The 24,310-nt window shown below is 58.2% G+C and carries 21 protein-coding genes; 17 read left to right on the top strand and 4 right to left on the bottom strand.

The genetic code is table 11. The features are described 5' to 3' along the window. Positions 1–8 precede the first annotated feature (8 nt). Both ACFFSY_RS19320 and ACFFSY_RS19315 read left to right on the top strand, forming a co-directional pair. Positions 9–1,049, top strand: coding sequence for an ABC transporter ATP-binding protein (locus tag ACFFSY_RS19320; RefSeq protein ID WP_377497044.1), 1,041 nt, complete (start codon positions 9–11; stop codon positions 1,047–1,049). Further along, positions 1,018–2,031 carry an ABC transporter ATP-binding protein gene (locus ACFFSY_RS19315; RefSeq protein WP_377497042.1) on the top strand — a complete coding sequence of 338 codons (1,014 nt, stop codon included), beginning with the start codon at positions 1,018–1,020 and terminating at the stop codon, positions 2,029–2,031. The genes ACFFSY_RS19320 and ACFFSY_RS19315 overlap by 32 nt, the downstream gene beginning before the upstream one ends. A 63-nt stretch (positions 2,032–2,094) precedes the next feature. On the opposite strand, the gene ACFFSY_RS19310 is transcribed toward ACFFSY_RS19315, so the two are convergent. The 3 genes from ACFFSY_RS19310 to ACFFSY_RS19300 are packed head-to-tail and all read right to left on the bottom strand — an operon-like array spanning position 2,095 to position 4,816. After that, positions 2,095–3,090, bottom strand: a complete 996-nt coding sequence (locus ACFFSY_RS19310; protein WP_377497040.1) for a MetQ/NlpA family ABC transporter substrate-binding protein — start codon at positions 3,088–3,090, stop codon at positions 2,095–2,097. Between the two features lie 42 nt (positions 3,091–3,132). Further along, positions 3,133–3,795 carry a methionine ABC transporter permease gene (locus ACFFSY_RS19305; protein WP_377497038.1) on the bottom strand — a complete coding sequence of 221 codons (663 nt, stop codon included), beginning with the start codon at positions 3,793–3,795 and terminating at the stop codon, positions 3,133–3,135. Beyond that, positions 3,785–4,816: a methionine ABC transporter ATP-binding protein gene (locus ACFFSY_RS19300; RefSeq protein WP_377497036.1), complete on the bottom strand. Its 1,032-nt coding sequence runs from the start codon at positions 4,814–4,816 to the stop codon at positions 3,785–3,787. The genes ACFFSY_RS19305 and ACFFSY_RS19300 overlap by 11 nt, the downstream gene beginning before the upstream one ends. A 437-nt stretch (positions 4,817–5,253) precedes the next feature. Here ACFFSY_RS19300 and ACFFSY_RS19295 point away from each other — a divergent pair, with 437 nt between their 5' ends. Next, complete coding sequence (locus tag ACFFSY_RS19295) at positions 5,254–6,621, top strand: LLM class flavin-dependent oxidoreductase (protein ID WP_377497035.1); 1,368 nt, start codon at positions 5,254–5,256, stop codon at positions 6,619–6,621. Positions 6,622–6,733: 112 nt separating this feature from the next. Here ACFFSY_RS19295 and ACFFSY_RS19290 read toward each other — a convergent pair whose 3' ends face one another. Continuing rightward, positions 6,734–7,417: a TetR/AcrR family transcriptional regulator gene (locus ACFFSY_RS19290; protein WP_377497033.1), complete on the bottom strand. Its 684-nt coding sequence runs from the start codon at positions 7,415–7,417 to the stop codon at positions 6,734–6,736. A gap of 309 nt (positions 7,418–7,726) precedes the next feature. Between ACFFSY_RS19290 and ACFFSY_RS19285 the strand changes: the two genes are divergently transcribed. The 14 genes from ACFFSY_RS19285 to ACFFSY_RS19220 all read left to right on the top strand — a co-directional run bounded on the left by ACFFSY_RS19285 (position 7,727) and on the right by ACFFSY_RS19220 (position 24,256). Beyond that, positions 7,727–9,454, top strand: coding sequence for an ABC transporter substrate-binding protein (locus ACFFSY_RS19285; RefSeq protein WP_377497031.1), 1,728 nt, complete (start codon positions 7,727–7,729; stop codon positions 9,452–9,454). Between the two features lie 15 nt (positions 9,455–9,469). Next, positions 9,470–10,456, top strand: a complete 987-nt coding sequence (locus tag ACFFSY_RS19280) for an ABC transporter permease (protein WP_377497029.1) — start codon at positions 9,470–9,472, stop codon at positions 10,454–10,456. A gap of 16 nt (positions 10,457–10,472) precedes the next feature. Next, positions 10,473–11,333, top strand: a complete 861-nt coding sequence (locus ACFFSY_RS19275) for an ABC transporter permease (protein ID WP_377497027.1) — start codon at positions 10,473–10,475, stop codon at positions 11,331–11,333. Between the two features lie 14 nt (positions 11,334–11,347). After that, positions 11,348–12,349, top strand: coding sequence for an ABC transporter ATP-binding protein (locus ACFFSY_RS19270; RefSeq protein WP_377497025.1), 1,002 nt, complete (start codon positions 11,348–11,350; stop codon positions 12,347–12,349). Continuing rightward, positions 12,315–13,151: an ABC transporter ATP-binding protein gene (locus ACFFSY_RS19265; RefSeq protein ID WP_377497023.1), complete on the top strand. Its 837-nt coding sequence runs from the start codon at positions 12,315–12,317 to the stop codon at positions 13,149–13,151. The genes ACFFSY_RS19270 and ACFFSY_RS19265 overlap by 35 nt, the downstream gene beginning before the upstream one ends. Then, a complete protein-coding gene (locus ACFFSY_RS19260; RefSeq protein ID WP_377497022.1) occupies positions 13,148–14,503 on the top strand; it encodes a sulfatase family protein in 1,356 nt (451 codons plus the stop codon). The genes ACFFSY_RS19265 and ACFFSY_RS19260 overlap by 4 nt, the downstream gene beginning before the upstream one ends. A gap of 121 nt (positions 14,504–14,624) precedes the next feature. Next, complete coding sequence (locus ACFFSY_RS19255; protein ID WP_377497020.1) at positions 14,625–16,382, top strand: sulfatase; 1,758 nt, start codon at positions 14,625–14,627, stop codon at positions 16,380–16,382. Positions 16,383–16,545: 163 nt separating this feature from the next. Next, the gene (locus ACFFSY_RS19250; RefSeq protein ID WP_377497018.1) at positions 16,546–17,007 is read left to right on the top strand and encodes a DIP1984 family protein; all 462 of its coding nucleotides are present in this window, start codon (positions 16,546–16,548) and stop codon (positions 17,005–17,007) included. 488 nt (positions 17,008–17,495) lie between these two features. Continuing rightward, positions 17,496–18,866 (top strand): outer membrane protein assembly factor BamB family protein, encoded by a 1,371-nt coding sequence (locus ACFFSY_RS19245; RefSeq protein WP_377497016.1) that lies wholly within the window; start codon positions 17,496–17,498, stop codon positions 18,864–18,866. A 237-nt stretch (positions 18,867–19,103) separates the two neighbouring features. Then, entirely contained in the window at positions 19,104–19,949 is an 846-nt protein-coding gene (locus ACFFSY_RS19240; RefSeq protein ID WP_377497015.1) for an STM4015 family protein, read from the top strand. An 11-nt stretch (positions 19,950–19,960) separates the two neighbouring features. Continuing rightward, entirely contained in the window at positions 19,961–21,172 is a 1,212-nt protein-coding gene (locus ACFFSY_RS19235) for an STM4014 family protein (RefSeq protein ID WP_377497013.1), read from the top strand. A gap of 11 nt (positions 21,173–21,183) precedes the next feature. Then, positions 21,184–21,960: an STM4013/SEN3800 family hydrolase gene (locus tag ACFFSY_RS19230; RefSeq protein ID WP_377497842.1), complete on the top strand. Its 777-nt coding sequence runs from the start codon at positions 21,184–21,186 to the stop codon at positions 21,958–21,960. Positions 21,961–22,001: 41 nt separating this feature from the next. Then, positions 22,002–23,375: an STM4012 family radical SAM protein gene (locus tag ACFFSY_RS19225; protein ID WP_377497011.1), complete on the top strand. Its 1,374-nt coding sequence runs from the start codon at positions 22,002–22,004 to the stop codon at positions 23,373–23,375. Next, positions 23,372–24,256 carry an STM4011 family radical SAM protein gene (locus tag ACFFSY_RS19220; RefSeq protein ID WP_377497009.1) on the top strand — a complete coding sequence of 295 codons (885 nt, stop codon included), beginning with the start codon at positions 23,372–23,374 and terminating at the stop codon, positions 24,254–24,256. Before ACFFSY_RS19225 ends, ACFFSY_RS19220 begins: the two co-directional genes overlap by 4 nt. Positions 24,257–24,310 lie beyond the last annotated feature (54 nt).

The raw sequence follows: 24,310 nt of genomic DNA, 5'->3' as shown, positions 1-24,310 counted from the left end.
GCGCGTACATGACGCAAAGCAACGCGGACCCGGCAAACAAACTGCTAGAAATTCGGGATGTTAACGTCACGCTAAGCAGCCGAGGAAAACCGGCGCTCTCCGTTCTGGACGGCGTTAGCCTGTCGGTCGGGAAGGGGGAGATCGTCGGCGTCGTCGGCGAATCCGGCTGCGGGAAGAGCGTGCTGTCGCTCTCCGTGCTTGGCCTGCTGCCCGCGGCGCTGCGCTTAAGCGGCGGGGAAATCGAATATGCGGGCACGCATCGGCTGGATCGGATGAGCCAGGACGAGCTGCGGCGATTCCGCGGCAAAGAAGCGGCGATGATCTTTCAAGATCCGATGAGCTCGCTGAATCCGGGCTTGACGATCGGACCTCAGCTAACCGAGATGATCCGGCTGCATCTGAGCAGCAGCCGCAAGGAGGCGAGGGAACGGGCCGCGCAGCTGCTGCATAAGGTCGGACTCCCTCGGCCCGAATCCCTGCTTCGCGAATACCCGCACCGCTTATCGGGCGGCATGCGGCAGCGCGTCATGATCGCGATGGCCATGTCCTGCCGCCCGGGACTGCTGATCGCCGACGAACCGACAACGGCGCTCGACGTGACGACCCAAGCTCAAATCATGACGTTGATGCGCGGCATCCGGGATGAGGACGGAACGTCGGTTCTGCTCATCTCTCACGATCTGGGCGTCATTGCGGACATGAGCGATCGCATTGCGGTTATGTACGCGGGGCAGATCGTGGAGCAGGGGAGCGCCCGCGATATTTTCGATCGGCCTGCTCATCCGTATACGATCGGCCTGCTGAGCGCGATTCCGTCGCCGTCGAAGAAACGCGAGAAGCTGTTCGCGATTCCGGGAGCGGTGCCCGCGCTGCACGAGAGAGGGCAGGGGTGCCGCTTCGCCCCGCGCTGCCGAGCTGCGGAGGATCGCTGCTATGCGTCAGCGCCGCCGCTCGTCCGCGTGCAGGGTGAACATTTGGCCAGATGCTTCCTGGTCGAGGAGAAAGGAGCGAATGCCCATGAACCGGTCCGAACCGGAGCCGTTAGTTGAACTGGTGGGGCTGTCGATGCACTACCGGGTGCCGGACGGCGGCCGTGCAAGGCGGCTGCTCAAGGCGGTCGACGGTTTCTCGCTGTCCATCTCCCCCGGGGAGACGATTGGACTTGTCGGGGAGAGCGGCTGCGGCAAATCGACCGTCGGCCAAATCGCCGCCCGGCTGCTCGAACCGACGAGCGGCAGGCTTCGCTTCGACGGAATGGATGTGACGAAGGCAGCGTCGACGGAACGCCGAATACTTAGACAGCATATTCAGTATGTATTTCAGGACCCGTATTCGTCGCTTAATCCGAGCTTTCGCATTGGACGATTGCTAGAGGAGCCGCTGCGGTTCAATCGTTCGCATGGCAAGGAAGAACGGAAGCGGCGCGTTCAGGCGATGCTGGAGAGGATCGGACTGGACGCTTCCTACGCGGGCCGCTACCCGCACGAGCTTAGCGGCGGCCAGCGGCAGCGGGTCGGCATCGCGCGGGCGCTCATGGTCGATCCGGCGTTTGTCGTGCTGGACGAGCCGGTGTCCGCGCTCGATGTATCCGTGCAGGCGCAAATCCTCAATTTGCTCAAGGAGCTTCAGGAGGAACGCGGGTTGACGTATTTATTCATCTCGCACGACATGAACGTCGTCCATTATATGAGCGACCGCGTCGCGGTCATGTATTTGGGTGAGATCGTGGAGCTGGCCGACGTCGACGCGCTGTTCGACCGCCCGAAGCATCCGTATTCGCAGGCGCTGATTTCGGCCATACCCGCGGTCGGATGGAAGGATCGGCTCGGCCCATCGATCCAGGCCATGGGGGAGCTGCCGAACGCGCTCTCGCTGCCGCCCGGCTGCCGCTTTCAGTCCCGTTGTCCGTTCGCGCACGACCGCTGCCGAAGAGAAGCGCCGAGGCTTGCGACGATTGAACAAGGGCGTGCGGCGGCGTGTCACCTGTATACGGCTTCCGAGGAGACTCGGCTTCAAACCGCTATACGTTGAACGCAAACGAAGAACCGAGCCGGGGACCGGCTCGGTTCTTCGTTCTTCGCATTATCGTTCGGTTTACTTGTCCGCTCCGTCTTTGATATCGGCGATTAACTGATCCAGCGTCGATTGCAGCTGCTCCACCGGAATGTCCGTGACGAAGCTGGCGCCGTTCGTGTCTTTCTTGACGGTCTCAATGACATCCGCTTCTTGATACAGCTTGGCGATCGTGCGATACGTCTCGTTATCCTTGTCCTCGGCTCGCGTCGCGAATACGTTAATGTAAGGGCGTGTCGATTCCGCCTGCGGATCGTCGTGGAAGATGGCGTCGGACAGCTTCAGGCCGGCTTGGCCGGCAATGCCGCCGTTAATAATGGAGCCGGCCACGTCTTTGAGAACGCGCGGCGTCTGCTGAGCGACGACGGCCACGATCTCGAGCTTGCGCGGATTGTCGACGATGTCATCCGGCGTGCCGTACAGACCGACATTCTCCTTCAGCTTGAGCAGTCCGGCCTGCTGAAGCACGAGCAGCCCGCGTCCTTGGTTGGCCGGATCGTTCGGAATAGCGATCTTGGCGCCTTCCGGAATATCTTCCACCTTCTTGTATTTCTCGGAGTACAGACCTAACGGCGCGACGACCGTCGATCCGATCGGCACGATATTCAAGTTATGCTCGACATTGAACTGACTCAAGAACGCGAGATGCTGGAAGGCGTTTAGGTCGACTTCTTTGTTCGCCAGCGCCAAGTTCGGCAGCGTGTAGTCGGAGAATTCGACCAGCTCGATCTCGATGTCGTGCTCGGCTGCTTTCTTCTTGATGAGCGGCCAAGTCTCGCCGTCGGATCCCGTGACCCCGACTTTGACTTTAACGGGCTTCTTCGGCTCTTCTTGCTTCGGTTCTTCTTTAACGGGAGCAGCGGCCGCTTTCGACGCGTCGGAATCCGAGGCGGATGCGGCTGCACTCGATGCAACCGCATCGTCTCCGTTATTGGTCGGTTCGTTTTTGCTGCCGCAAGCGGTTAATAGACCGACGACGAGCACGAGCAGCAGGGAGAGCACGAACGTTTTTCTCATGAATAACGACTCCTTTATGGTGGTGTAATGGCGAGGGACCGATCATCGGCGCAAGAAATAACGCGATAGCCGATTGCCGACGAATTGGGCGACCTGCACGAGCAGAATCAGGATAAGAATCGTGACGAGCATGACGGAACCGTCGAAGCGCTGATAGCCGTAGGTCATCGCTAAGTCGCCAAGGCCGCCGCCGCCGACCGTGCCGGCCATCGCCGAGAAGTCGATCAGACCGACCGTCATGAACGTCAATCCGAGAATCAGCGGACCGAGCGTCTCCAGAATGAGCACGCCGAAAATAATCTGCAGCGGGCTTGCGCCCATCGCCTTGGCCGCTTCGATAATGCCGGGGTCGATCGCGACGAGATTGTTCTCGACGACGCGGGCGATAACGAACGACGCGACGAGCGTCATCGGGAAGACGGCCGCCCACATGCCGATCGTGGTGCCGACGACCAGTCTGGTCAGCGGGCTGATGGTGACGAGGAAAATAATGAACGGTATCGGGCGGATGACGTTAATCAGCACGTTCAGCAGCGCGGAAACGAAACGGTTCTCCAAAATATTGCCGCGCCGGGTGACGAACAGCAGCAAGCCGATCGCGATGCCGAAAATGCTGGAGAAGAGCAGCGTGAACGCGACCATGGTCAGCGTTTGTCCCGTCGACTCGACGACGCGCACCCAGAATGTGCTCCAATCAACTTTCATGATCGATCACCTCCCGCACTTCCACGGTTTGGGCGAGCTGCGCGACGAGCCGATCGACGGAGGAGGGCTCATCCGCGGGCTGGAATTCGACGATCAGACTGCCGAACAGCTGACCTTTCAGCTCCTGTATGCTGCCGTAGATGATGTTAAAATCGACGTTATGCAATCTGGCGGCGCGCGAAAGGACGGGCTCGCTCGTCGTGCCGCCTTTGAACACCAGCCGGAATAGTTTGCCTTGATGCTTGCTCTTCAGCGTTTCGAGCAGCTTCGGCGAAAGCTGGTCGTTCTGCACCGAACGGATGAAATTCGCCGTGGTCGGATGCTTCGGCGAAGCGAAAATCTCGTACACGGACCCTTCTTCGATCACCTTGCCGTTCTCCATGACGGCGACCCGGTCGCATATGCTTCGAATAACGTGCATCTCGTGCGTAATCAGCAAGATCGTAATGCCGTACGCTTCGTTGACCCGTTTGAGCAGCTTCAAAATGTCTCCGGTCGTCTCCGGGTCCAGCGCGGAGGTCGCTTCGTCGCAGATCAGAATGTCCGGCGAGGTCGCGAGGGCCCGGGCAATGCCGACGCGCTGCTTCTGGCCGCCGGAGAGCTGTTCGGGATAGTGGTCCGCTTTGTCCTCGAGTCCGACGAATCGAAGCAGCTCCCCGACGCGCGTCTTGATTTGCGCTTTCGGCGTGCCGGCCAGCTTGAGCGGATAGGCAATGTTGCCGAAGACGGTGCGCGCGTTGAACAGATTGAACGTCTGGAAGATCATGCCGATTCGTCTGCGCAGCCGCCGGAGCTCGCGCGGCTTGAGGGCGGTGATATCCTGGCCGCCGACGATGATTTTGCCGCTCGACGGCGTTTCGAGCAGGTTGACGAGCCGCAGCAGCGTGCTTTTCCCCGCTCCGCTAAAGCCGATGATGCCGTAAATTTCGCCCTGCGCGATCGAAAGCGACACGTGACTGACCGCCGGCGTTTGCTTTTTGTTGGTTGCAAAGATTTTTGAGACGGCCTCGAACCGAATCATGCGATGGCTCCTCCCCCTTAAGCTGAAGTCTGTTTTTAACAAATCACATGCGAAAACTAGGAATAATGCGCAAATAAAAACGGCCTCTTCCCGAATGAAGAGGCCGTCAATCGGAAGCGGCTCCTTCCGGCACGAGAAGGAAGTCACAGTTCTGAATGATCAGTCAGCTGTTTGCGCTGCTTTAAGGCTGGCGCGAATATGCGATTATGAAGCTTGCCACTAAATATAAGGCGTCGTCGCAATAACTGTCAACCTGTATTTTCAAAATTATAGGATATAAAATGGATGCGGTTAACATTTATATAGGATTTAATAGGGAATATATAGAAATTATTTTCTTGACAATTAGAAATTATGGGTGATAGATTAGCTTCAGTTTTAATAAAAACTATAATCCGCATCGGAATATGTGAAATATGGAGGGAGTTGAAACCGCGATGACGAAGCAGATTCGGATGAACGTCTTTGATATGACCAGCGCGATGCACAATTCGCATGGGCTCTGGAAGCACCCGGACAATGCGCGCACGACCCGATACAAAGATGCCGATTATTGGGTGGAGCTGGCCCAGCTGCTGGAGCGGGGGCGATTCGACGCGCTCTTCCTGGCGGACGTCATCGGGGTGTACGACGTTTATCGCCAAAGCAAAGATCCGGCTATCCGAGACGCGGTTCAAGTGCCGCTTAACGATCCGGCCTTCGTCATTCCGGTCATGGCGCACGCGACCCGGCATCTTTCCTTCGCCCTGACGGTGAGCACGACCTACGAACATCCCTATGCACATGCGCGACGGATGAGTACGCTTGACCACCTGACCAAAGGACGGTTCGCCTGGAACGTGGTGACGTCTTATTTGCCGAGCGCGGCGCGCAACTTCGGCCATGCGGCGATGATGAAGCACGACGAGCGGTATGCGATGGCCGAGGAATTTCTGGAGGTCGGCTACAAGCTGTGGGAAGCAAGCTGGGAGGACGACGCGATCGTGCGCGACGCCGAGCGGGGAATCTTCGCGGAGCCCGGGAAAGTGCACGACGTTGATCATAACGGCCGCTATTACCGCGTGCCGGGACCCCATCTCAGCGAGCCTTCGCCCCAGCGGACGCCGGTCATCTACCAGGCAGGCGCATCGGAGAAAGGGCGCGACTTCGCCGCCAAGCACGCGGAATGCCTATTCATCGGCGGTTCTTCGCCGGAGCGGATCAAGGCCGCCATTCAAGACATCAAGGACCGTGCGGCCGCGTACGGCAGAAATCCCGATCATATCAAAGCGTTCACGTTCCTTAACGTGGTCGTGGCGAAAACAAGCGAAGAAGCCGAGGCTAAATTCGCGGAATACGCGTCCCTGTGGAGCGGGGAAGCCGCCAAGGCGCAATACGGGGGCTCCAGCGGCTACGACTTATCGCAGTTTGCCGATCCGGACGCGCCGTTCGAATATCAACATACCGAGCATGGGCAATCGCGGGCCGCTTCGTTGACGAAAGACCAACCGCGTCAATTGACGGTCAAGGAGGTGCTGGATTCGTTCGAACGGCTGGACCGCAAACACGCGATCGTCGGCGATCCGCAGGAAGTGGCCGAACGCATCGAGCGATACTTCGACGAGAGCGGGGTGGACGGGTTTAATTTAACGCATTTGATCACGCCGGGCAGCTTGGTCGATTTCGTCGAGCTGGTCGTCCCGGAGCTGCAGCGCCGCGGCCGTTACAAGACCGAGTACGAGCCGGGCACCTACAGAGAGAAGCTGTTCGGACAAGGCCGCCGCCTGCTGTTCGAGGATCATCCCGGGGCGGCATACCGCGCATAAGCAGGCAACGGGATATCGCAAAAACGACAGCCATCGCAATGGCTGTCGTTTTTGTGTTCGGACGCGAAAGATCAACGACGCTCGGTCTGCGATGCCGTTCGAAGTCCATCGTCTATCGGTTCTCGACTTCTGTCAGCCGAAACACCGACGTATCCGGTTTAACCCGGATAAACTGGGCGATGAACTGCAATAAATAGGTCAGAATGTCCTCCGGATCGATGCCCCACTGCTTATGGATAAGGTGGCCGCGCGTCGCCATGCGGGACATCATGCCGATGACGGTATTCTGTATCATCGTCTCCAGCAGGGCCGGGTCGAACGTCGGAAGGATCGATCCGTCCCGGATGCCGTCCTCGATCGCGTGCTTGAATTGAGCGCCCCGGTTGGCCATGGAATCCCGGTACCGTTTGCGAAGGTCCTCGGAAGGGAATTCGTTCCGGTAGAAATGATCGAACATCGCGATGAACCGAAGATGCTCCGGCTTATCCCGATACAGATTGTACCAGCCGTAGAGCAGGAGCGTTAGCTTCTCCGCGCCCGTCATTTCGCCGTCTCCGTCGATTTCGAAATAGACCGAAATTTCGTTCATGATTTGAATTTGAATCTCGAACACGATCTCGTGGATGGAGCTAAAGTATTTGTACAGCGTCACACGGCTGACGCCGGCGCGGGCGCCGATATCGACCATCGTGACGAGCGCCATGTCTTTCTCGGCGAAGAGCGTTCTGGCCGCCTCCAAAATATGATCCCGCCGTTTGACGCGCAGATCATCCACTTCTTCTTCCCATTTCTTCACGTCCAACCCGCCTCTTCTGTGTCCTATCCGTACGCTGCTTGCTGAAGTATACCATGTAAGACGCATGTCGTCTTCTGTATTATACCCGATGCGCGAGACAAAATGAACAATGTGTAAATAGGGGTTTACAGCGTGTTAATCTCGGATGTATGATTAGGACGACAAACCATAACCGACTATTCAGATGGGTAATTGTTCTACCGGTCATCCGGAGACGCGCCTCAGGGCGAATGGCTGGCATGCTTGCGGCTTGGACGGCGCTAGTTGTGTTCACTGGATGATCGGCGGAATTTGAATGGAGGGTTATCGATGAAAGTTTCATTGGGGATCGCAACCACAAACAAGAGAATGTTCCCGCTTATGGCGACGGCGCTGCTGTCCGCGGCGTTGATCGCGGGATGCAGCGGCAACGGCAATCAACCTGCCGGGGCGGTAGCGGAAGGGAAAGCGACCAACACGAAGGCGAATGCGGCAGCGGCCGATTCGGCGAAGTCGGACAATTCGGCAAAGACGGAGAAAATCTCTTATCGGCTGGGCGATGTCGTCAATCCCGAGCAGGCGAACAACTTCAATCCGTTCCTGAAGACGGGCAATTACCGGCCGGTGTTCGACTATATTTACGATGCTTTGTATTACTTCAATCCCGTGGAAGGCAAGCTGATTAACCGATTAGCGGCCGATGGCGGCGCGTGGTCGGACGACGGCAAGACGTTCACCGTCAAGCTTAATCTGGCGGCAAAATGGCATGACGGCCAGCCGTTCACGGCCGAGGACGTCGCGTATACGTTCCAAGCGCTGAAGGATCACCCGGTGCTGGACTCTTACCAGCTGTGGAACGAATCTCGCCTGACCCAAGTCGAGGCAAGCGCCCAAGATACGATCGTCTTTCAGCTGAATAGCCCGTTCCCGTCGCTGCCGAACTATTTGTCGACCGTGCCGATCGTGCCGAAGCATATTTTCGAGAAGGAAGATCCCGAGACGTTCCTCAATAAGACTCCGATCGGCACGGGCGCCTTCGTATTCCGGAGCATCAACGAGAGCGCGATTCTGCTGGACGCGAATCCGGATTTCTTCGAAGGGGCGCCGAAGATTACCGAGCTCGTCATTCAGCGGTTCAAGGATTCGCCGGCCGTCACGCTTTCCTTGCAGAAGGGGGAGATTCAAGGGACGACGGGCACGATCGCGATGCCGAGTCTGCCGAAGTTGCTCGAGAACAAGGACAATAAGCTGCAGCAATTCCCGGGCTTGGCCTCTTATGCCGTGATTATTAACAACGAGAAGCCGGGCTTGAAGGATCCGGCCGTACGCAAGGCGATCCAGCAGGCCATCAACCGCGAAGAGGTCGTCGAGAAGGGCGAGATGGGCGCGGCGACTGTCGGCAACCCCGGGTTCCTGTCTCAAGGGTTCGGCAGTCTGGTCGACGCCGAGTTGGCGAGCAAGCCGGAGCTGCAATTCAATCTGGAGCAAGCGAACAAGACGTTGACGGACGCGGGCTACGCGAAGAACGGCAAGGGGATCTACGAGAAGGACGGCGTGAAGCTGTCGTTCACTTACTATATGGCCGCCAATGCGCCTGCGCAGAACAAAGAAGGCGCTATGATAACGGAATGGCTCAAGCAGGCGGGGATTGAGACGACGATCAAGCTGGCAACCTGGCCGGAATTGACCAGTCTGGCCACGGCGGGCAATTACGATCTGATTCAGAACGGCATCACGGTACCGCCGGATCCGCAAGCCGCGCTCGAAGTGTTCCACAGCAAAATGACCGCGCCGAGCGGACAGAACGCGCCGGGCTTGAACTGGGCGAGATTCCGGGACGATCAGATCGACGGGTGGCTGGATCAAGCGGCGTCTGCCGGACCGGATGAACGAGCTGAGCTATACAAGAAGGTGCAGGCGCGCATTGCCGAGGTCGTGCCGATCGTAACGTTGTACAGCACGGGCAAAATTCCGTACAGCGAAACCGCGTTCGCGAATTACGACACATCGGTACCCGCGACATCCGTGCTCTCGCTCGCGAAGGTGACGAAGAAATAACAAGGAGTCGGACCGATGAAAATCCAGCTGTCCTATGTGGTTCGACGAGCGGCGTTCGCGGTTGCCACGCTGCTCGCCGCCATCGTCTTGAACTTCATCCTGCCGCGACTGATCGGCGGGGACCCGGCGGAGATGATCGCCTCCCAGACCGCGCTTGGCTCCGCGGAAGTCGCGGAGGAGCTTCGCAAGCAATTCGGGCTCGACAATCCGAGCCTGCTGTATCAATTCAAGCGCTATATCGTGCAGCTGCTGCATGGCAACTTGGGCGTCTCGTATTTCAATTATCCGACCGAGGTGAAGGACGTCATCGCAAGCGCCCTTCCCTGGACGATCGGAATCGTGCTGATCGCGACGTTGCTCAGCTATGGCATCGGCTGGCTGATCGCGATCAGAGGCGCCTTAAAGCCGGGGTCGTGGTTCGACCAAACGGCGCTCGGTATCAGCTTCTTCATCAACTCCGTGCCGTATTTCTGGGTCGGCATCCTGTTCATTCTGCTGTTCGCTTACAAGCTGGACTGGTTCCCGATGGGGCAGGCGATTCCGGTCGACTATGATTCGCTTACCGCCGCCGGACAGATGAAGTCCATCGCTTACCACGCGGTGCTGCCGATCGCGTCGTTGGCGCTGGCGTCCGCGGCCAGCCATATTCTTGTCCTTCGCAACAATCTGATCCGAGTGCTATCGGAGGATTACATGGTGCTTGCAAGGGCGAAAGGGCTGTCCGCGAGAAGGCGGGTGTTTCATTACGGCATTCGCAACGCGTTCCTGCCGTCGTTCACCGGGTTCATGCTATCGCTCGGCCATGTGGTAGGCGGGGCGATCACGATGGAGATCGTCTTCTCTTACCCGGGGCTCGGCATGCTGACCTACAACGCCATTCTTAATCACGACTATCCGTTGATCCAAGGGGCGTTCCTTGTGATCGCGGCATCGATAATCGCGGTGAATTTGGCGGCCGACCTGATATATCCATTCATCGATCCTCGCGTCAATCTGAACTAGGAGGCATCCAAGCGATATGAAACGTAAGACGAAACTTGCAGGAGCCTCCCGCTGGAATAACCGGCTGCTGGCCGGACTAGCGATATTGATCGTCTTCGTCGTCCTTGCCGCCGCCGGACCGCTGATCGCGCCTTACGCCAAGAACGACATCGCGTTCGACGCCTGGCTCAAGCCGACCTTAACGCATCCGCTGGGCACGGACAGCTACGGGCAGGACGTGCTCTCCCAATTAATCTACGGCACGCAAACCTCGGTGTGGGTCGGCATTTTGGCAGGAGCCATGACGACGGTCATCGGCGTGTTCGTCGGTCTGGCCGCGGGCTTTTACCGCAGATGGGTGAGCGATGCCTTGATGTTCCTGGTCGATCTGCTGCTCATTTTGCCCATCATGGCGCTGATGATCATCCTGGCGTCCTTCCTGCCCTCTATGGGGCTTAGCAGCATGATACTAGTGATCGGTCTCTTGAGCTGGCTCTATATGGCCCGCAGCATTCGCAGCCAGACGCTGTCCGAGCGTCAGCGCGGCTATGTGGAAGCGGCTCGCGTGGCCGGGATGAGCAATCTGACGATCATGGCGAGAGAAATACTGCCGAATCTGCTGCCGATTATCGCGGCGAATTTCGTCAGCGTAACGACGCAAGCCGTCCTAGCCGAAGCCGGGCTGAGCTTTCTGGGCATCGGCGATCCGCGTAACGTGAGCTGGGGCACGATTCTGGCTCTGGCGCATACGAACAATGCCATCATGTACGACGCGTGGTGGTGGATCATTCCGCCCGGTCTTGCGATCGCGTCGTTCTGCTTCGGCTTCGTGCTGCTCGGCAACGGGATGCTGGAACGATTCCGTTCCAAACGCGGCGCGCAGCAGCATTTCACCTAGGAGGTACGGAACCGATGAGTTTATTGCAAGTCGCCCAATTAAAGGTGGAATATGCCTCGCCGATCGGAACGTTCAAAGCGGTCGACGGCGTCAGCTTCGAGATTGCGCGGGGGGAGATGTTCGGCCTCGCGGGCGAATCCGGCTGCGGCAAGTCCACGACGGCCTTCGCGATCTGCCGGCTGCTGCAATCCCCGGCTCGGCTGGCCGGAGGCAGCGTCGCGTTCGACGGACAAGAGCTGACATCGCTATCGGATGCGGCATTCCAGCCCTACCGATGGTCGAGAATGTCGGTCGTGCTGCAGAGCGCCATGAACAACTTGAATCCCGTCATGCGGATCGGCGCGCAGCTAACGGACGTTATCCTCTCCCATGAACCGAGAACGTCCCCAAAGGACGCGCTGGAACGGGCCAAATCGCTTCTGGAGATGGTCGAACTCTCAGCCGCCTGCATCGATCGTTATCCGCACGAGTTGTCGGGCGGCATGCGGCAGCGGGTCGTCATCGCCATGGCGCTGGCGCTAAAGCCGGATCTTGTGATCATGGATGAGCCGACGACGGCCCTGGACGTGCTCACCCAGAAGGCGATTGTAAGCCGGATTACCGAGCTTCGGAGACAAATGGGATTCGCCGTCTTGTTCATTACGCATGATCTGCCGTTAATGCTGGAAGTCTGCGATCGCATCGGCATCATGTATGCCGGGCAAATGGTCGAGACCGGAAGCGCGGAGCAGCTGCTGCGGCAGGCGAGACATCCGTATACGCAAGGGCTGCTGCGCTCGTTCCCGTCGCTTCGCGGGCCGAAGCTCCGCATTGCCGGCATTCCCGGCTCGCCGCCCGATCTCAGCGTGCCGCAGTCCGGCTGCCGGTTTCGGTCACGCTGCCCGCATGCGAGCGAGATATGCGCGATCGCGGCGCCGCCGGAGCTTGCCGATGAACGAGGCATGGTAGCCTGCCATCTCTATCGAGAGGCGGTGATCGGCGATGAGCCGCATTTTGCAATCGCAAGGCGTGCATAAGGCGTTCGCGAGCGGACCGGTCTGGAAACGACAGTCCTTCGAAGCCGTGAAAGACGTTTCGTTCGACCTGAACAAAGGCGAGGTGCTGGCGATCGTCGGGGAATCCGGCAGCGGCAAGAGCACGCTTGCCCGCATGCTCGTCCGGCTGATTGAACCGACTAGCGGCGCGATACGGTTCGAAGGCCGCGAGCTTAGCAGTCGGTCCGTCTCAAGGAAAGCGATCGCCAAGGATGTGCAAATGATCTTCCAAGATCCTTTCGAAACGATGAATCCGAACCAGCGGGTGTTCGACATCATCGGCAGACCGCTAAAGCTGCACGGCGCGAGAGGGGATATCCGGGAGCAGGTGCTCGGGTTGCTTCGCAAAGTAGGGCTGCACCCGGCCGAGAGTTATCTCGATAAATACGCCGCGCAGCTATCGGGCGGACAGAAGCAGCGCGTCATGATCGCGCGGGCGCTCGGCATTCAGCCCCGGGTGCTGATCGCGGATGAACCGACCTCCATGCTGGACGTCTCGATCGGGATCGACATCATGAACCTGATGCTGGATTTGAAGGAAGAGTTCGATCTGTCGCTCGTCTGGATTACGCACAATCTGGGCAGCGCCAGATACATGTCCGATCGCATGCTCATTATGCACAAAGGGCGTGTCGTGGAGAGCGGACGGACGGAAGAGATCATCGCCCATCCGCGGCATGCCTATACAAGAGCGCTGCTTGAGGCATCTCCCGATCCTTGGAAGCGCTGGGCAGACGACGCACCGGCAACGGAGCTCGAGACTAGAGAGGAGGCGAGGCTATGAAACGTCCGAATGTAATCGTAATCTATTGCGACGATCTCGGATACGGGGATCTCGGCTGCTACGGTTCGCCTGATATTCGGACGCCGCATTTGGATCGATTGGCGGCCGAAGGGACGCGGTTCACGAGTTGGTACTCCAACTCGCCCGTCTGCTCGCCTTCCAGAGCGTCGCTGCTTACCGGTCGTTATCCCGCGCGAATCGGCGTGGAGCGGATTCTCGGCGGCAAGCGCGGAACGTCGGGGCTGCCTCAGGGGGAGCAGACGATAGCGTCGCTGCTGCGGGAGCAGGGATATCGAACCGCCATCTTCGGGAAGTGGCATCTGGGGACCGACCCCGCCTATTCGCCGCAGGCGCATGGATTCGAAGAAAGTTTCGGTTTTCTGGCCGGCTGCGTCGATTATTATTCGCATATTTTTTATTGGGAGCAGGGCGGCGGCGTGAACCCCGTCCACGATTTGTGGCAGAACGGCCGCGAGGTGTGGCGTAACGGCGAATATTTGACCGACTTGATTACGGATAAGGCGGTCGCCTATATCGAAGAAGCGGATAGGGAGCAGCCGTTCTTCGTCTACGTGCCCTACAACGCGCCGCATTATCCGATGCACGCGCCGCAAGCTTATCTCGACCGTTATCCCGATTTGCCCGCGGACAAACGGATCATGGCCGCAATGATCTCGGCGGTAGATGACGGCGTCGGCCGAATCGTGCAGGCGCTCAAGCAATCGGGTCAATACGACGACACGATCATCTTCTTCTCGAGCGATAACGGACCGTCCACGGAGTCGCGCAATTATTTGGACGGGACTGAGGATTTGTATTACGGGGGCTCGGCCGGCCTATTCCGAGGGCACAAAGGCAGCTTGTTCGAAGGGGGCATCCGCGAGCCGGCCATTCTCAGTTATCCGGCGAGGTGGAGCGGAGGACGCGTCGAAGCCGAGCCTTGCGTCATGATGGACATCGTTCCGACTTTGCTGGAGCTGACTGGGGTATACCGGGGCGCGGCGGCGCTGGACGGCGTGAACCAAGTCGTACCTGAGCTGGACGGTCGAAGCATTGTTCCGCTTCTGGACCGCGGCGATGAAACGCCGGCCACGCGTGTGCACGACCGTATTTACTGGGCATACGAGCATCAGCTGGCGGTTCGTGAAGGCCGATGGAAGCTGGTGCTGAACGGTAAGCTGGATTTCGGCCGGACGGCGGCGGATGCCGTCCATCTCTCCGATCTCGAGGCCGACCCCGGCGAGCGCGTGAACGTCAGTGATCAGCACCCCGGAATAACGGAGTCGCTACGGGAATCGGTCGTGAACTGGTACGGCCAATTCGGCCGGGAGGCGGTTTCAAGGCCAGACTGAGAAGGTCGAGCGATAGGCCAATTGCCCGATTAGGCGCTGATCGAGAATACGAATTACGGAAGAACGGAGCAGCAATGTGGCCGAACTTATATGATAAACAGAAATGGAGCGATGCCCTACCATGAGAGCCGTTATGATCATGTTCGACTCATTAAACCGCCACATGCTGCCTAACTATGGCTGCGATTGGGTGCATGCGCCGAATTTCGAGCGCTTGTCCGCGGCAGCGGTCACGTTCGACAGCTGTTATGCGGGCAGCCTGCCGTGCATGCCCGCAAGACGCGAGCTGCACACGGGGCGTTACAACTTTTTGCACCGGAGTTGGGGGCCGCTAGAGCCATTCGACGATTCAGTCATCGACGTGCTGCGGCGCAGGGGCGTCTACACGCATTTGGCAACCGACCATCCTCATTATTTCGAAGACGGCGGCGCGACGTACCATACCCGGTATAATACGTGGGAGTTCGCTCGGGGACAGGAGGGCGATCCATGGAAAGGTCACGTAGAAGATCCGAATATTCCACAGTCGCTGTCCGGCCCGAAGATCGGTAGTTTATGGCGTCAAGATTGGGTGAATCGTCCTTATCTCGATACCGAAGAGAAGCAGCCGCTTGCCGTGACGTTCCAACATGGCATTGAATTTATCGAGACGAATCGCGGGCAGGACCAATGGTTTCTGCAGATTGAAGCGTTCGATCCGCATGAGCCTTTCTTTACGCAGCAGAAGTACAAGGACCTCTATCCCCATTCGTATGCGGGCAAACATTACGATTGGCCGGATTATGGACGGTCGGCGAACGATGACGAAGCTAACCAGCATGTGACGTATGAATATTCGGCGCTGCTCAGCATGTGCGATGCTTATCTGGGGCAAGTGCTGGATCTATTCGACCGATACGGGCTATGGACAGACACGATGCTGATCGTGAATACGGATCATGGCTTCCTGCTCGGCGAGCATCAGTGGTGGGGCAAAAATATCCAGCCGCTCTACAATGAAGTCGCCCGGCTGCCGCTGTTCGTCTGGGATCCGCGATACGGAGCGAAGGGGACGCGTTCCGATGCATTGGTGCAGACGATCGATATTCCCGCGACGCTCATCGATTTCTTCGGCGCCGATCGTCCGAAGGATATGATCGGGCAGTCGCTTGCCCACGCGTACCGGCCGGAACCCGGCCCCGTCCGCGAAGCGGCGTTGTTCGGTCTGCACGGCGGTCACATTAATATAACGGACGGACGATACGTCTACATGCGGTCGCCGCAATCGTTCACGAACGGTCCGCTGAACGAGTATACCTTGATGCCGACGCATATGCACAACCGGTTCGATGTCCGGGAATTGAGCGATTTGCGCCTTCGCGAGCCGTTCTCGTTCACCAAAAATTGCCGCACGCTGGAGATCCGGACGCAGACGTATTTGAACCCGTATTTTCACGGCACATTGTTGTTCGATCTGGAGCGCAATCCCGGACAGGAGAGCGTGGTTGATGACCCGGCCGTTGAGGCCCGGTTGATCCGAATCATGGCCGAGCTAATGCGCCAGCACGATGCGCCGTCTGAGCAGTACGAGCGGGTCGGCATTCCGTCTCATGGCATTGTCGACGAAGAGACGCTTCGGCAGGAGAAGACGCTGCGCCGCCAGCAGTATAATGTGGATCTGAGCTTAGAGGAGACGTGGACGGACAAAGGCAGAGCCGCTTTCTTCGCGGTGAAGTGTCTCGCGCCGGAAGCGCATCGAGATGCGCTGCAAGCTGGATTCGCCGCCTATTTGCGGGAGCAGGACGTACGCGATATCGACGCGAACACGGTTTTGTCATGGTTAGACACGTTGGGCGACCAATCCCACCAGTTGGTCCGGGCACTGAAGATGCTGGTGTAGCGGCGTAGAGTCGAAGTGCGTAACGGATAGCGGTTTGGAATGGTGTGACGATTTGAGACCGATCTATCAAAATGGGATAACTAACCTATTATAGGTACTCGTTTGTTATAGTACCATAACCTGTGATAGAATAGCGGAATGTTGTCTAGCGGGGAGGTAACCTATGAAACTAGCGGAAGCATTGGTGCACCGATCGGATTGCCAGCGCAAGATCGCTCAGCTGAAGCAGCGGCTCGAGCGCGTCGTGAAGGTGCAAGAGGGCGAGGAGCCCGGTGAACAGCCGGCACCGCTGTTCGAGGAATTGCGCGGCGCCATGGACGAGCTCAAGCAATGGGTGAAGAAGATTAACAAGACCAATTCGTATACGGCCTTCGATGCGACGATGAGTCTGGCCGACGCGCTCGCAGAGCGTGACCATCATATGCAGCAGCGCAAGCTGTGGTCCGACTTGCTCGAGATGGCCGCGATCAAGCAGGAGCGGTACAGCCGGCAGGAGGTCAAATTCCACCGGACGGTGAACGTCGCCGAGTTGCAGAAGGAAATCGACGACATCTCGAAGCGTTACCGCGAGCTCGATTTCAAGATCCAAGAGAAGAATTGGAGCACGGAATTGCTCGAGAACTAATCCCTCGCGCATCGACAAGTTGGTAGCCGGATCCATACAGGCGAGCGCCACCCGCCAACGGGCAGTTGGACACCTTGATGGAGGCTGGGCCATCTCCGCCCCTTTATCAATTAGCCCAAGAATGTAATTCCTACATGCCCATAAGCATGTTACCTAGGAACAACGTAATGTAACGACCAGGCGCTGATGTTGGATTCCGGCGAGGGCGGGTTCGGGGACTTGATGCGCGTACTCATAACGGACGTAGATTGAACGAGATTACATATGGACATGAACAGCCGGCACTTGGGCAGAAGCTCGTGAGTGCCGGTTTTTTGCTGTCTTGATGTCGGGCCAGAACAAGAACACGACATTCAGTGAAGCATGTGACAAGTGGCCCGGGTTACTCCCACATATTGCAACTTTTGGGCGCATCTGACGTCTGAGTGAAGGGGATTGCGTCTAGGGGCTGGGCGGCACATCCGATTATGAGGAATGGAGGGTGCGAGATGCGGAGACTGAAGCAACGATCGTTAATCAGAGTCGTAACCATGGGGTCGGCGCTATTTATATTGGGCACAGCGCTGGCTGCGACAACTTCGTCCGTGTCGGCGGAGCAACCGATTCTATCGCGGTCTACCTCAATCGGAATCGGACAGTCGGTCACGCAGGCGAAAACGGCATGGAGCATTCCGCTTGCGGTATTCAGCGAGACGGGGTGGGCGCGCACGGTCGCGATTGCCGAGGAAGGACGCGTGTTCGCGCTGATCGGCAGCGGCCAGCTTGCCGCTTACGACGGCGCGAGCGGCAAGCGATTGTGGACGTACGGTAAGTCGTTGAAGCCGCTGCTAGCGTATGATCAAGGTACCGTCTATGGCCTTACTGCGGAAGGTTCCATTTATGCAATAACGTCAGGAGGTACTCGAAAGTGGGTGTCGGCGATCGGGGCGAAGGGAGCGGAACGAATCACCGTGACGGGCGATACCGTCTATGTCACGAAGGATCGCGTATTGTATGCGTTAGAGAGGGCAACCGGCAAGCTGCGATGGAAGGTGGCTGAGAAGCGGGAGGAATTTTATCTTTCGGGCTATCCAGAGGTGAGGGAGACAGAAGAGATCGTCCTGCGCATGTATTACGTGGAAGGCGCGCACTCGTCGAATCAGGTCAATGCTTATGATAAGCGGACGGGCAAGCTTTTGTGGAGATATTCGGACGTCGGTCTTCTGCTCGAAGTTCGAGACGGACTTGTTTACGTCACGATGGACTGGTTCATGATCGGCGACAACGACCCGACCAGCAAAAGTCTGCAAATCGACGAAATCGAATTGCAAACAGGCAAAAGGCGAGATGGGCGGGTTTTTACGTGGAACGTGCAGCCCGATTCCGCCGCCGATCACCGTTTCGGCGGTTCTGGCGGATCGGCGTTGATCGACGGGACCGCGATCTACATCTTTCAAGATGACGTCGTCGCGCAATACAACTTTCCGGCGTACGAGCAAGGCGAGAAGCCGGTCAAGCAATGGAAAGCCCCGGATCCGACCCAGTATGTTCCCCTGTACAAGGTGCATCAAGGACGATTGCTTTATCAGCACGATCAGGATCATGCCATCGGCATGCTCAAAACCGTCAACGGCGGGTTCGTTCGAACACCATACGGCATTAATGTCATCCAGACCGATCTATATGGGAATGGCTTGTACTTGGGACTGGCAGACGGTTCGCTATTAGCCTATGACTACGCAGCATTAAAACCAATATTCAGCGTCAAAACAAGCGGAAGGAACTTCGAGCCGACGTTGAAGTCTGGCGGCATGCTCTACGTGAGGTCCGGTGGTAAACTGATGGCCGTGAAGCTGCCGTCTAACTTGGCTACGAGTTAGCTCACCCTATCGGCATCCGGAGTATCCGACAACGCGAAGCCGCCAGATGAACAAAAGCCTGCAAGCGATGCGGCGGCACTTCATTCGGCGAAGGTAATGGGGGAAGCCCCCTCTTTCCCGCCATTCATCTCGAGGGGCGATTGACGGGTACTACCGCAAATGATAGGTTAAATTTGGAACTTCGGTATCTAGTGATAATGACAGACATTCATTCATCCAAATGACGGAGGTAGGGACATGTCCGAGGTAAAACTGTCGATCGATTACGATCAATATGAGAGCGGCGAGAAGCTGGAAGATTTGCTCGAGAAACTGGCGGCAAGCCCGGATAGCAAATCGTTAACGAGCTTGATCATCGGCGATTGGGGCGGCTCGTACGAGAACGATTCGAGTCCGGTCGTCGAGACGCTCGTCCGTCTGCGAGGGGAATTCCCGTCCTTACGCAAGCTATTCATCGGCGACATGACGTTCGAGGAGTGCGAGGTATCCTGGATCAACCAGTCGAACCTGGGTCCTCTGCTTGAGGCGTATCCCGAACTGACGTCGCTGACGATCAAAGGAAGCACGGGGCTTGCCCTGGATCCGGCCCGGCACGAGAAGCTGGAGGAACTGGTCATTATTTGCGGCGGGCTGGGCAAGGACGTGCTGGCGAGCATCAGCCAAGGTCATTTTCCGAAGCTGAAGAAGCTGGAGCTTTATCTTGGCGTGGATAACTACGGATTTGACGGGGGTCTGGAAGACGTACTGCCGCTGATCGAACCGGCCAAATTCCCGGAGCTGACCTATCTGGGCCTAAAGGATAGCGAGATTCAGGACGATATTGCGGTCGCGGTCGCGGATGCCCCGATCCTGGATCAGCTGCACACGCTCGACTTGTCGATGGGGACGCTGTCTGATACGGGGGCCGAGGCGCTGATTGCGAGCGAACGCGTGAAGAAGCTGAAATTTCTCAATCTGAGCTATCACTATATGTCCGATGAGATGGTCGCGCGCTGGCAGGCATCGGGAATCAACGTCGATGTGAGCGAGCAGCAAGAATCGGACGATGAGGACGACTGGCGTTATCCGGCGCTTACGGAATAGCGATGGAGGCTATGGTCATTATCGGCAACCCCGATAATAAGCGGACGCGCGGCGTGCAGGAAGCCAGGCAGGCGGCGGGGCTGCCGCCAGCCGTCGTCGTCCCTTATCTGGATCTGCTGCATGGGAAGTCGATTGAGGAACTTATCATAAAAGCAAGCGCGATCGCGCACATCCGTGCGCCGCTGATCCGAATCGACGCGCCGGGCGAACATTTCGAGGTGGAGCGAGCGCTCATCGCCTTAGGCGCCCCGGACGCCGTGGATCAAGAAGATCGGCTGCTGCCGACAGGTGCGCGCCACGTTCCGCAGCCGCTCAGCGTCCAGGCGTCGGGCCGATTGCGCGAGCATGCCGGGCAGTTGATTCATCCGTCGCAATGGTATCGCGGCTACGTCCGACTGCTAGCCAGGATCGAGCGGGAAGCGATGACATTGTGGAAGGCTGCTCGATACGTGAACGAACCCGCTGCCATTGCCGGCATGTTCGACAAGCGGTACACGCATCGTCTGTTGACGGCAGCAGGTGTGCCGGTACCTCGGCTGTTAGCCGAGCCGGCGGAGCTGCCTGATTATGAGGCGCTGCGAGAGAAAATGCGGGCCAGACGAATGCCGCGCGTCTTCGTCAAGCTGGCGACAGGTTCGGGGGCGTGCGGCATCGTCGCCTATCAGGTCAATCCGGTAACGGGCGCAGAGCTGGCTACGACGACGATCGGCGTAGAGTCGTTCATCGGCAAGCCGCCGGTTTACTATAACGCGTTGAAGCCGCGGCGCTACACGGACTCCGCTATCATCCGCCAGATCATCAATTGGCTGATGCGTCACGGCGCGCATGTCGAGCAATGGATCGCAAAAGCAGCCATAGACGAGCGGCCGTTCGATATCCGCCAGCTTGTAGTCGGCGGCGAGGCGTGCCACAATATCGCACGGATTAGCCGAACGCCGTTCACGAACCTGCATCTTCGCAGCGAACGACGTACGCTGAGCGAGATGGGACTTACGCTAGAGACCGAGCAATCGGTTCGGAATATCGCGGAACGAGCGGCCGCTGCTTTCACCGGCGCGTCGGTCGCGGGCGTGGATGTTCTGTTATCCGCCGGTTCGCTCAGACCGTATGTACTCGACGTCAATCCGTTCGGGGATTTGTTATACCGCGTCAAGCATGAAGGCTGCGGGACCTATGAATGGGAGATTAGCAGGCTTGCGAAGCAAGAGGAGATGAAAGGTTGACCAGTCTGGATATGAATCAGATCGTCGGTTCGCACGATCTGGTGATGATTACGCTCGATACGCTTCGGTACGATGCCGCCGTGCTTGAGGAGGCGAACTGTCCGAACCTATGCCAGGGCGGCGGCTGGGAGAAGCGCCATACGCCCGGCAGCTTTACCTATGCGGCGCATCACGCGTTCTTCGGCGGCTTCCTGCCGACCCCGGCGACGACGGACAAGACGCAGCATGTGCGTCTGTTCCATTCCGCCAACACGGGGCTGCGGACGCACCCGCACACATGGCTGTTCGATACGCCGGATCTCGTCTCCGGCCTTCAAGCGGAAGGCTACCGAACGATTTGCATCGGGGGCGTTATTTTCTTCACGAAGAAGGTGCCGCTCGCCAAGGTGCTGCCCGGTTACTTCCAGCAGAGTTTCTGGCGGATGACCTTCGGGGTTACGAACCCGCGCTCGACCGAGCATCAGGTGAATCACGCGCTTAAGCTGCTTGCGGACATCCCCGAGACCGAGCGGCTGTTCTTGTTCCTGAACGTATCGGCCATACACGGTCCGAACCACTATTTCGTCCCAGGGGCGAAGCGCGATTCGGTAGAGACGCAGCGGGCAGCGCTGCGTTATGTCGATGGGGAGCTGGGGCGGCTGTTCGCGGCGCTGAAGAAGCGCGAGCGGCCGGTGTTCTGCATGGCGTTCTCCGATCACGGCACCGCCTACGGGGAAGATGGCTATGAAGGTCACCGCCTTGCGCACGAGGTCGTATGGAACGTGCCGTACCGCGAGTTTATATTATGATTGCAAGCTCCAAGAAACGCACTTAAGAGGGGAGGCCTTCCATGAATACGAAACCGCGAACGATGCCGAGCGTGCCGGATGCGCATGGGGAAGCGGACCGCCTGCGCGCGTGGCTGGCTGCCGACCCTTACCGCTCTTATCTATATGCCTATCCGCACAAGACGGCTTATCGTCCATTCGACGAGCCGATTCCCCTTGAGCAGCTGTGGGAGGGCGAGCCGGCGGAGACGTTCTTCCTCTATATGCATATCCCGTTCTGCGGGGCGCGCTGCGGGTTCTGCAATCTATTCACGCTTCCGGACAAGAACGCGGACGCGCATGAGCGTTACGTGGACGCGCTCGCCCGGCAAGCGAAGCAGTTGGCGCCCTATGTAACGCGCCGCCCGTTCGCCCGATTCGCGGTCGGGGGAGGAACGCCGACGCTGCTCGAACCGAAAGAGCTGGAACGGTTGTTCGCGATCGCCACGGATGAATTAGACGTCGATCTGAGCCTTGTCTCGATATCGGTCGAGACGTCGCCGGAGACGGTAACCCCGGAGCGGCTGGCCATACTAAGGGACCATCATACGGACCGTGTCAGCATGGGTATTCAAAGCTTCGTCGAAGCGGAAGCCGCGGCGATCTACCGGCCGCAGAAACCGGATGAAGTCGAGCGCGCGCTGACGATGCTGCGCTCGTTCGCGTTCCCGATTCTCAACCTCGACTTGATCTACGGCCTGCCCGGTCAGACCGTCGATTCCTGGCTCTATTCGCTTGAACGCGCGCTCGTCTACGAGCCCGAGGAGATCTTCCTCTATCCGCTGTATACGCGGGATCACATGATCGTGAAGCCATCACAGATCCAGGAGAGCGGGACGGACGTGCGGATGGCGTGCTACCTCGCGGCTAGGGAGCGTCTCTTGGCGGCAGGTTATCGGCAATATTCCATGCGCAGGTTCGCCAAAATATCGGCAGTCTCCGCCAAGACGCTGCTGCCCTACGACTGCCAGGAGGAAGGGATGGTCGGGCTCGGCTGCGGCGCCCGTTCGTATACCCGCGACGTGCATTATGCGTCGCGTTACGCTGTCGGCCGGAAGGCGACCGAGAGCATTATCGCCGATTATGTGCAGGCCGAGCGCTACGATAAGACCGATTATGGCATAATCTTAAGCTTGGAGGAACAACGGAGGCGGTTTATTCTGAAGGCGCTTCTTCATGCGGAGGGGCTTCAGCTGTCGAGCTATGCCGCGCGGTTCGGCTCGGCGGCGATGGACGATTATGCCGAACTTGATCTGTTGGTGGAAGCGGGATTAGCAGGCAGCGAGGCCGGACGATTGACACTGTCGGCAGAAGGGCTGGCGTTGTCGGATGCGATCGGCGATTGGTTCATCTCGCCCCATATCCGGGAGCGGATGGAAGGATTCGAGATGCGATGAAAGCCGTTCTCTATTACCGGGGAAGTCTGTCGTCCTGCAACTACGATTGCCCCTACTGTCCGTTCAGTAAGAACAAAGACAGCGCCGCAACGCTGGCGAAAGATCGCGAGCAGCTGATCGCATTCGTCGATTGGGTGAAGGCTCAACAGCCCGCCGGTCATCGGCTGTCGATTTTTTTCAACCCTTATGGCGAAGGGTTGATTCACCGCTGGTACAGGGAAGCGATGGTCGAGCTGTCCCATATGCCGCACGTCGACAAGGTCGCGATTCAGACGAACCTGTCGGCTAAGCTGGATTGGACAGATCGGCTGGATCGCCAAAAGGCGGCGTTCTGGGCAACCTATCATCCCGGACAGACGACGAAGGCGAATTTCGTGCGGCAATGTGTAAGGCTGTTCGAACAGGGCTTGCCGCTAAGCGTGGGCACTGTCGGTGTACGAAGCGCTTTCGACGCCATTGCATCGCTTCGTCGGGCTCTGCCGCCCGAGTTGTATATGTGGGTGAACGCCTACAAGGATAAGCCGGATTATTATACGACGTCAGACCGGGCGTTTCTGCGCGGTATCGATCCGTTGTTTGAGTCGAATTTGAGCGATTACGACAGCGCTGGACATCGGTGCGGAGCCGGGCTGGACGTCTTCTATGTACAGGGACCGGGGCTGGTGAAACGCTGTTACAAGGATCGTCAAGTGATCGGGCATCTGTACCGCGACGGACTTGACGTTCTGTCACGGCAGCGGCTATGCCGGATGAAGACGTGCGATTGTTACATCGGCTATATCCATATGCCGGAACTTGGCTTGCAAGAGGTGTATGGCGACAGGCTGCTGGAGCGGATCGCAAGTCCGAAGGTTCGTGCGATCGACGGCGCCGCGTTGTAATGCGGATGCGCTAACGTAACGAATACCGATCGCGTTCGTCCATCCGGTCGAAAT

The sequence above is a fragment of the Paenibacillus aurantiacus genome (assembly GCF_042431225.1).
GTDB classification, from domain to species: domain Bacteria; phylum Bacillota; class Bacilli; order Paenibacillales; family Paenibacillaceae; genus Paenibacillus_Z; species Paenibacillus_Z aurantiacus.
This window is presented reverse-complemented; position numbering and strand designations above follow the sequence as displayed.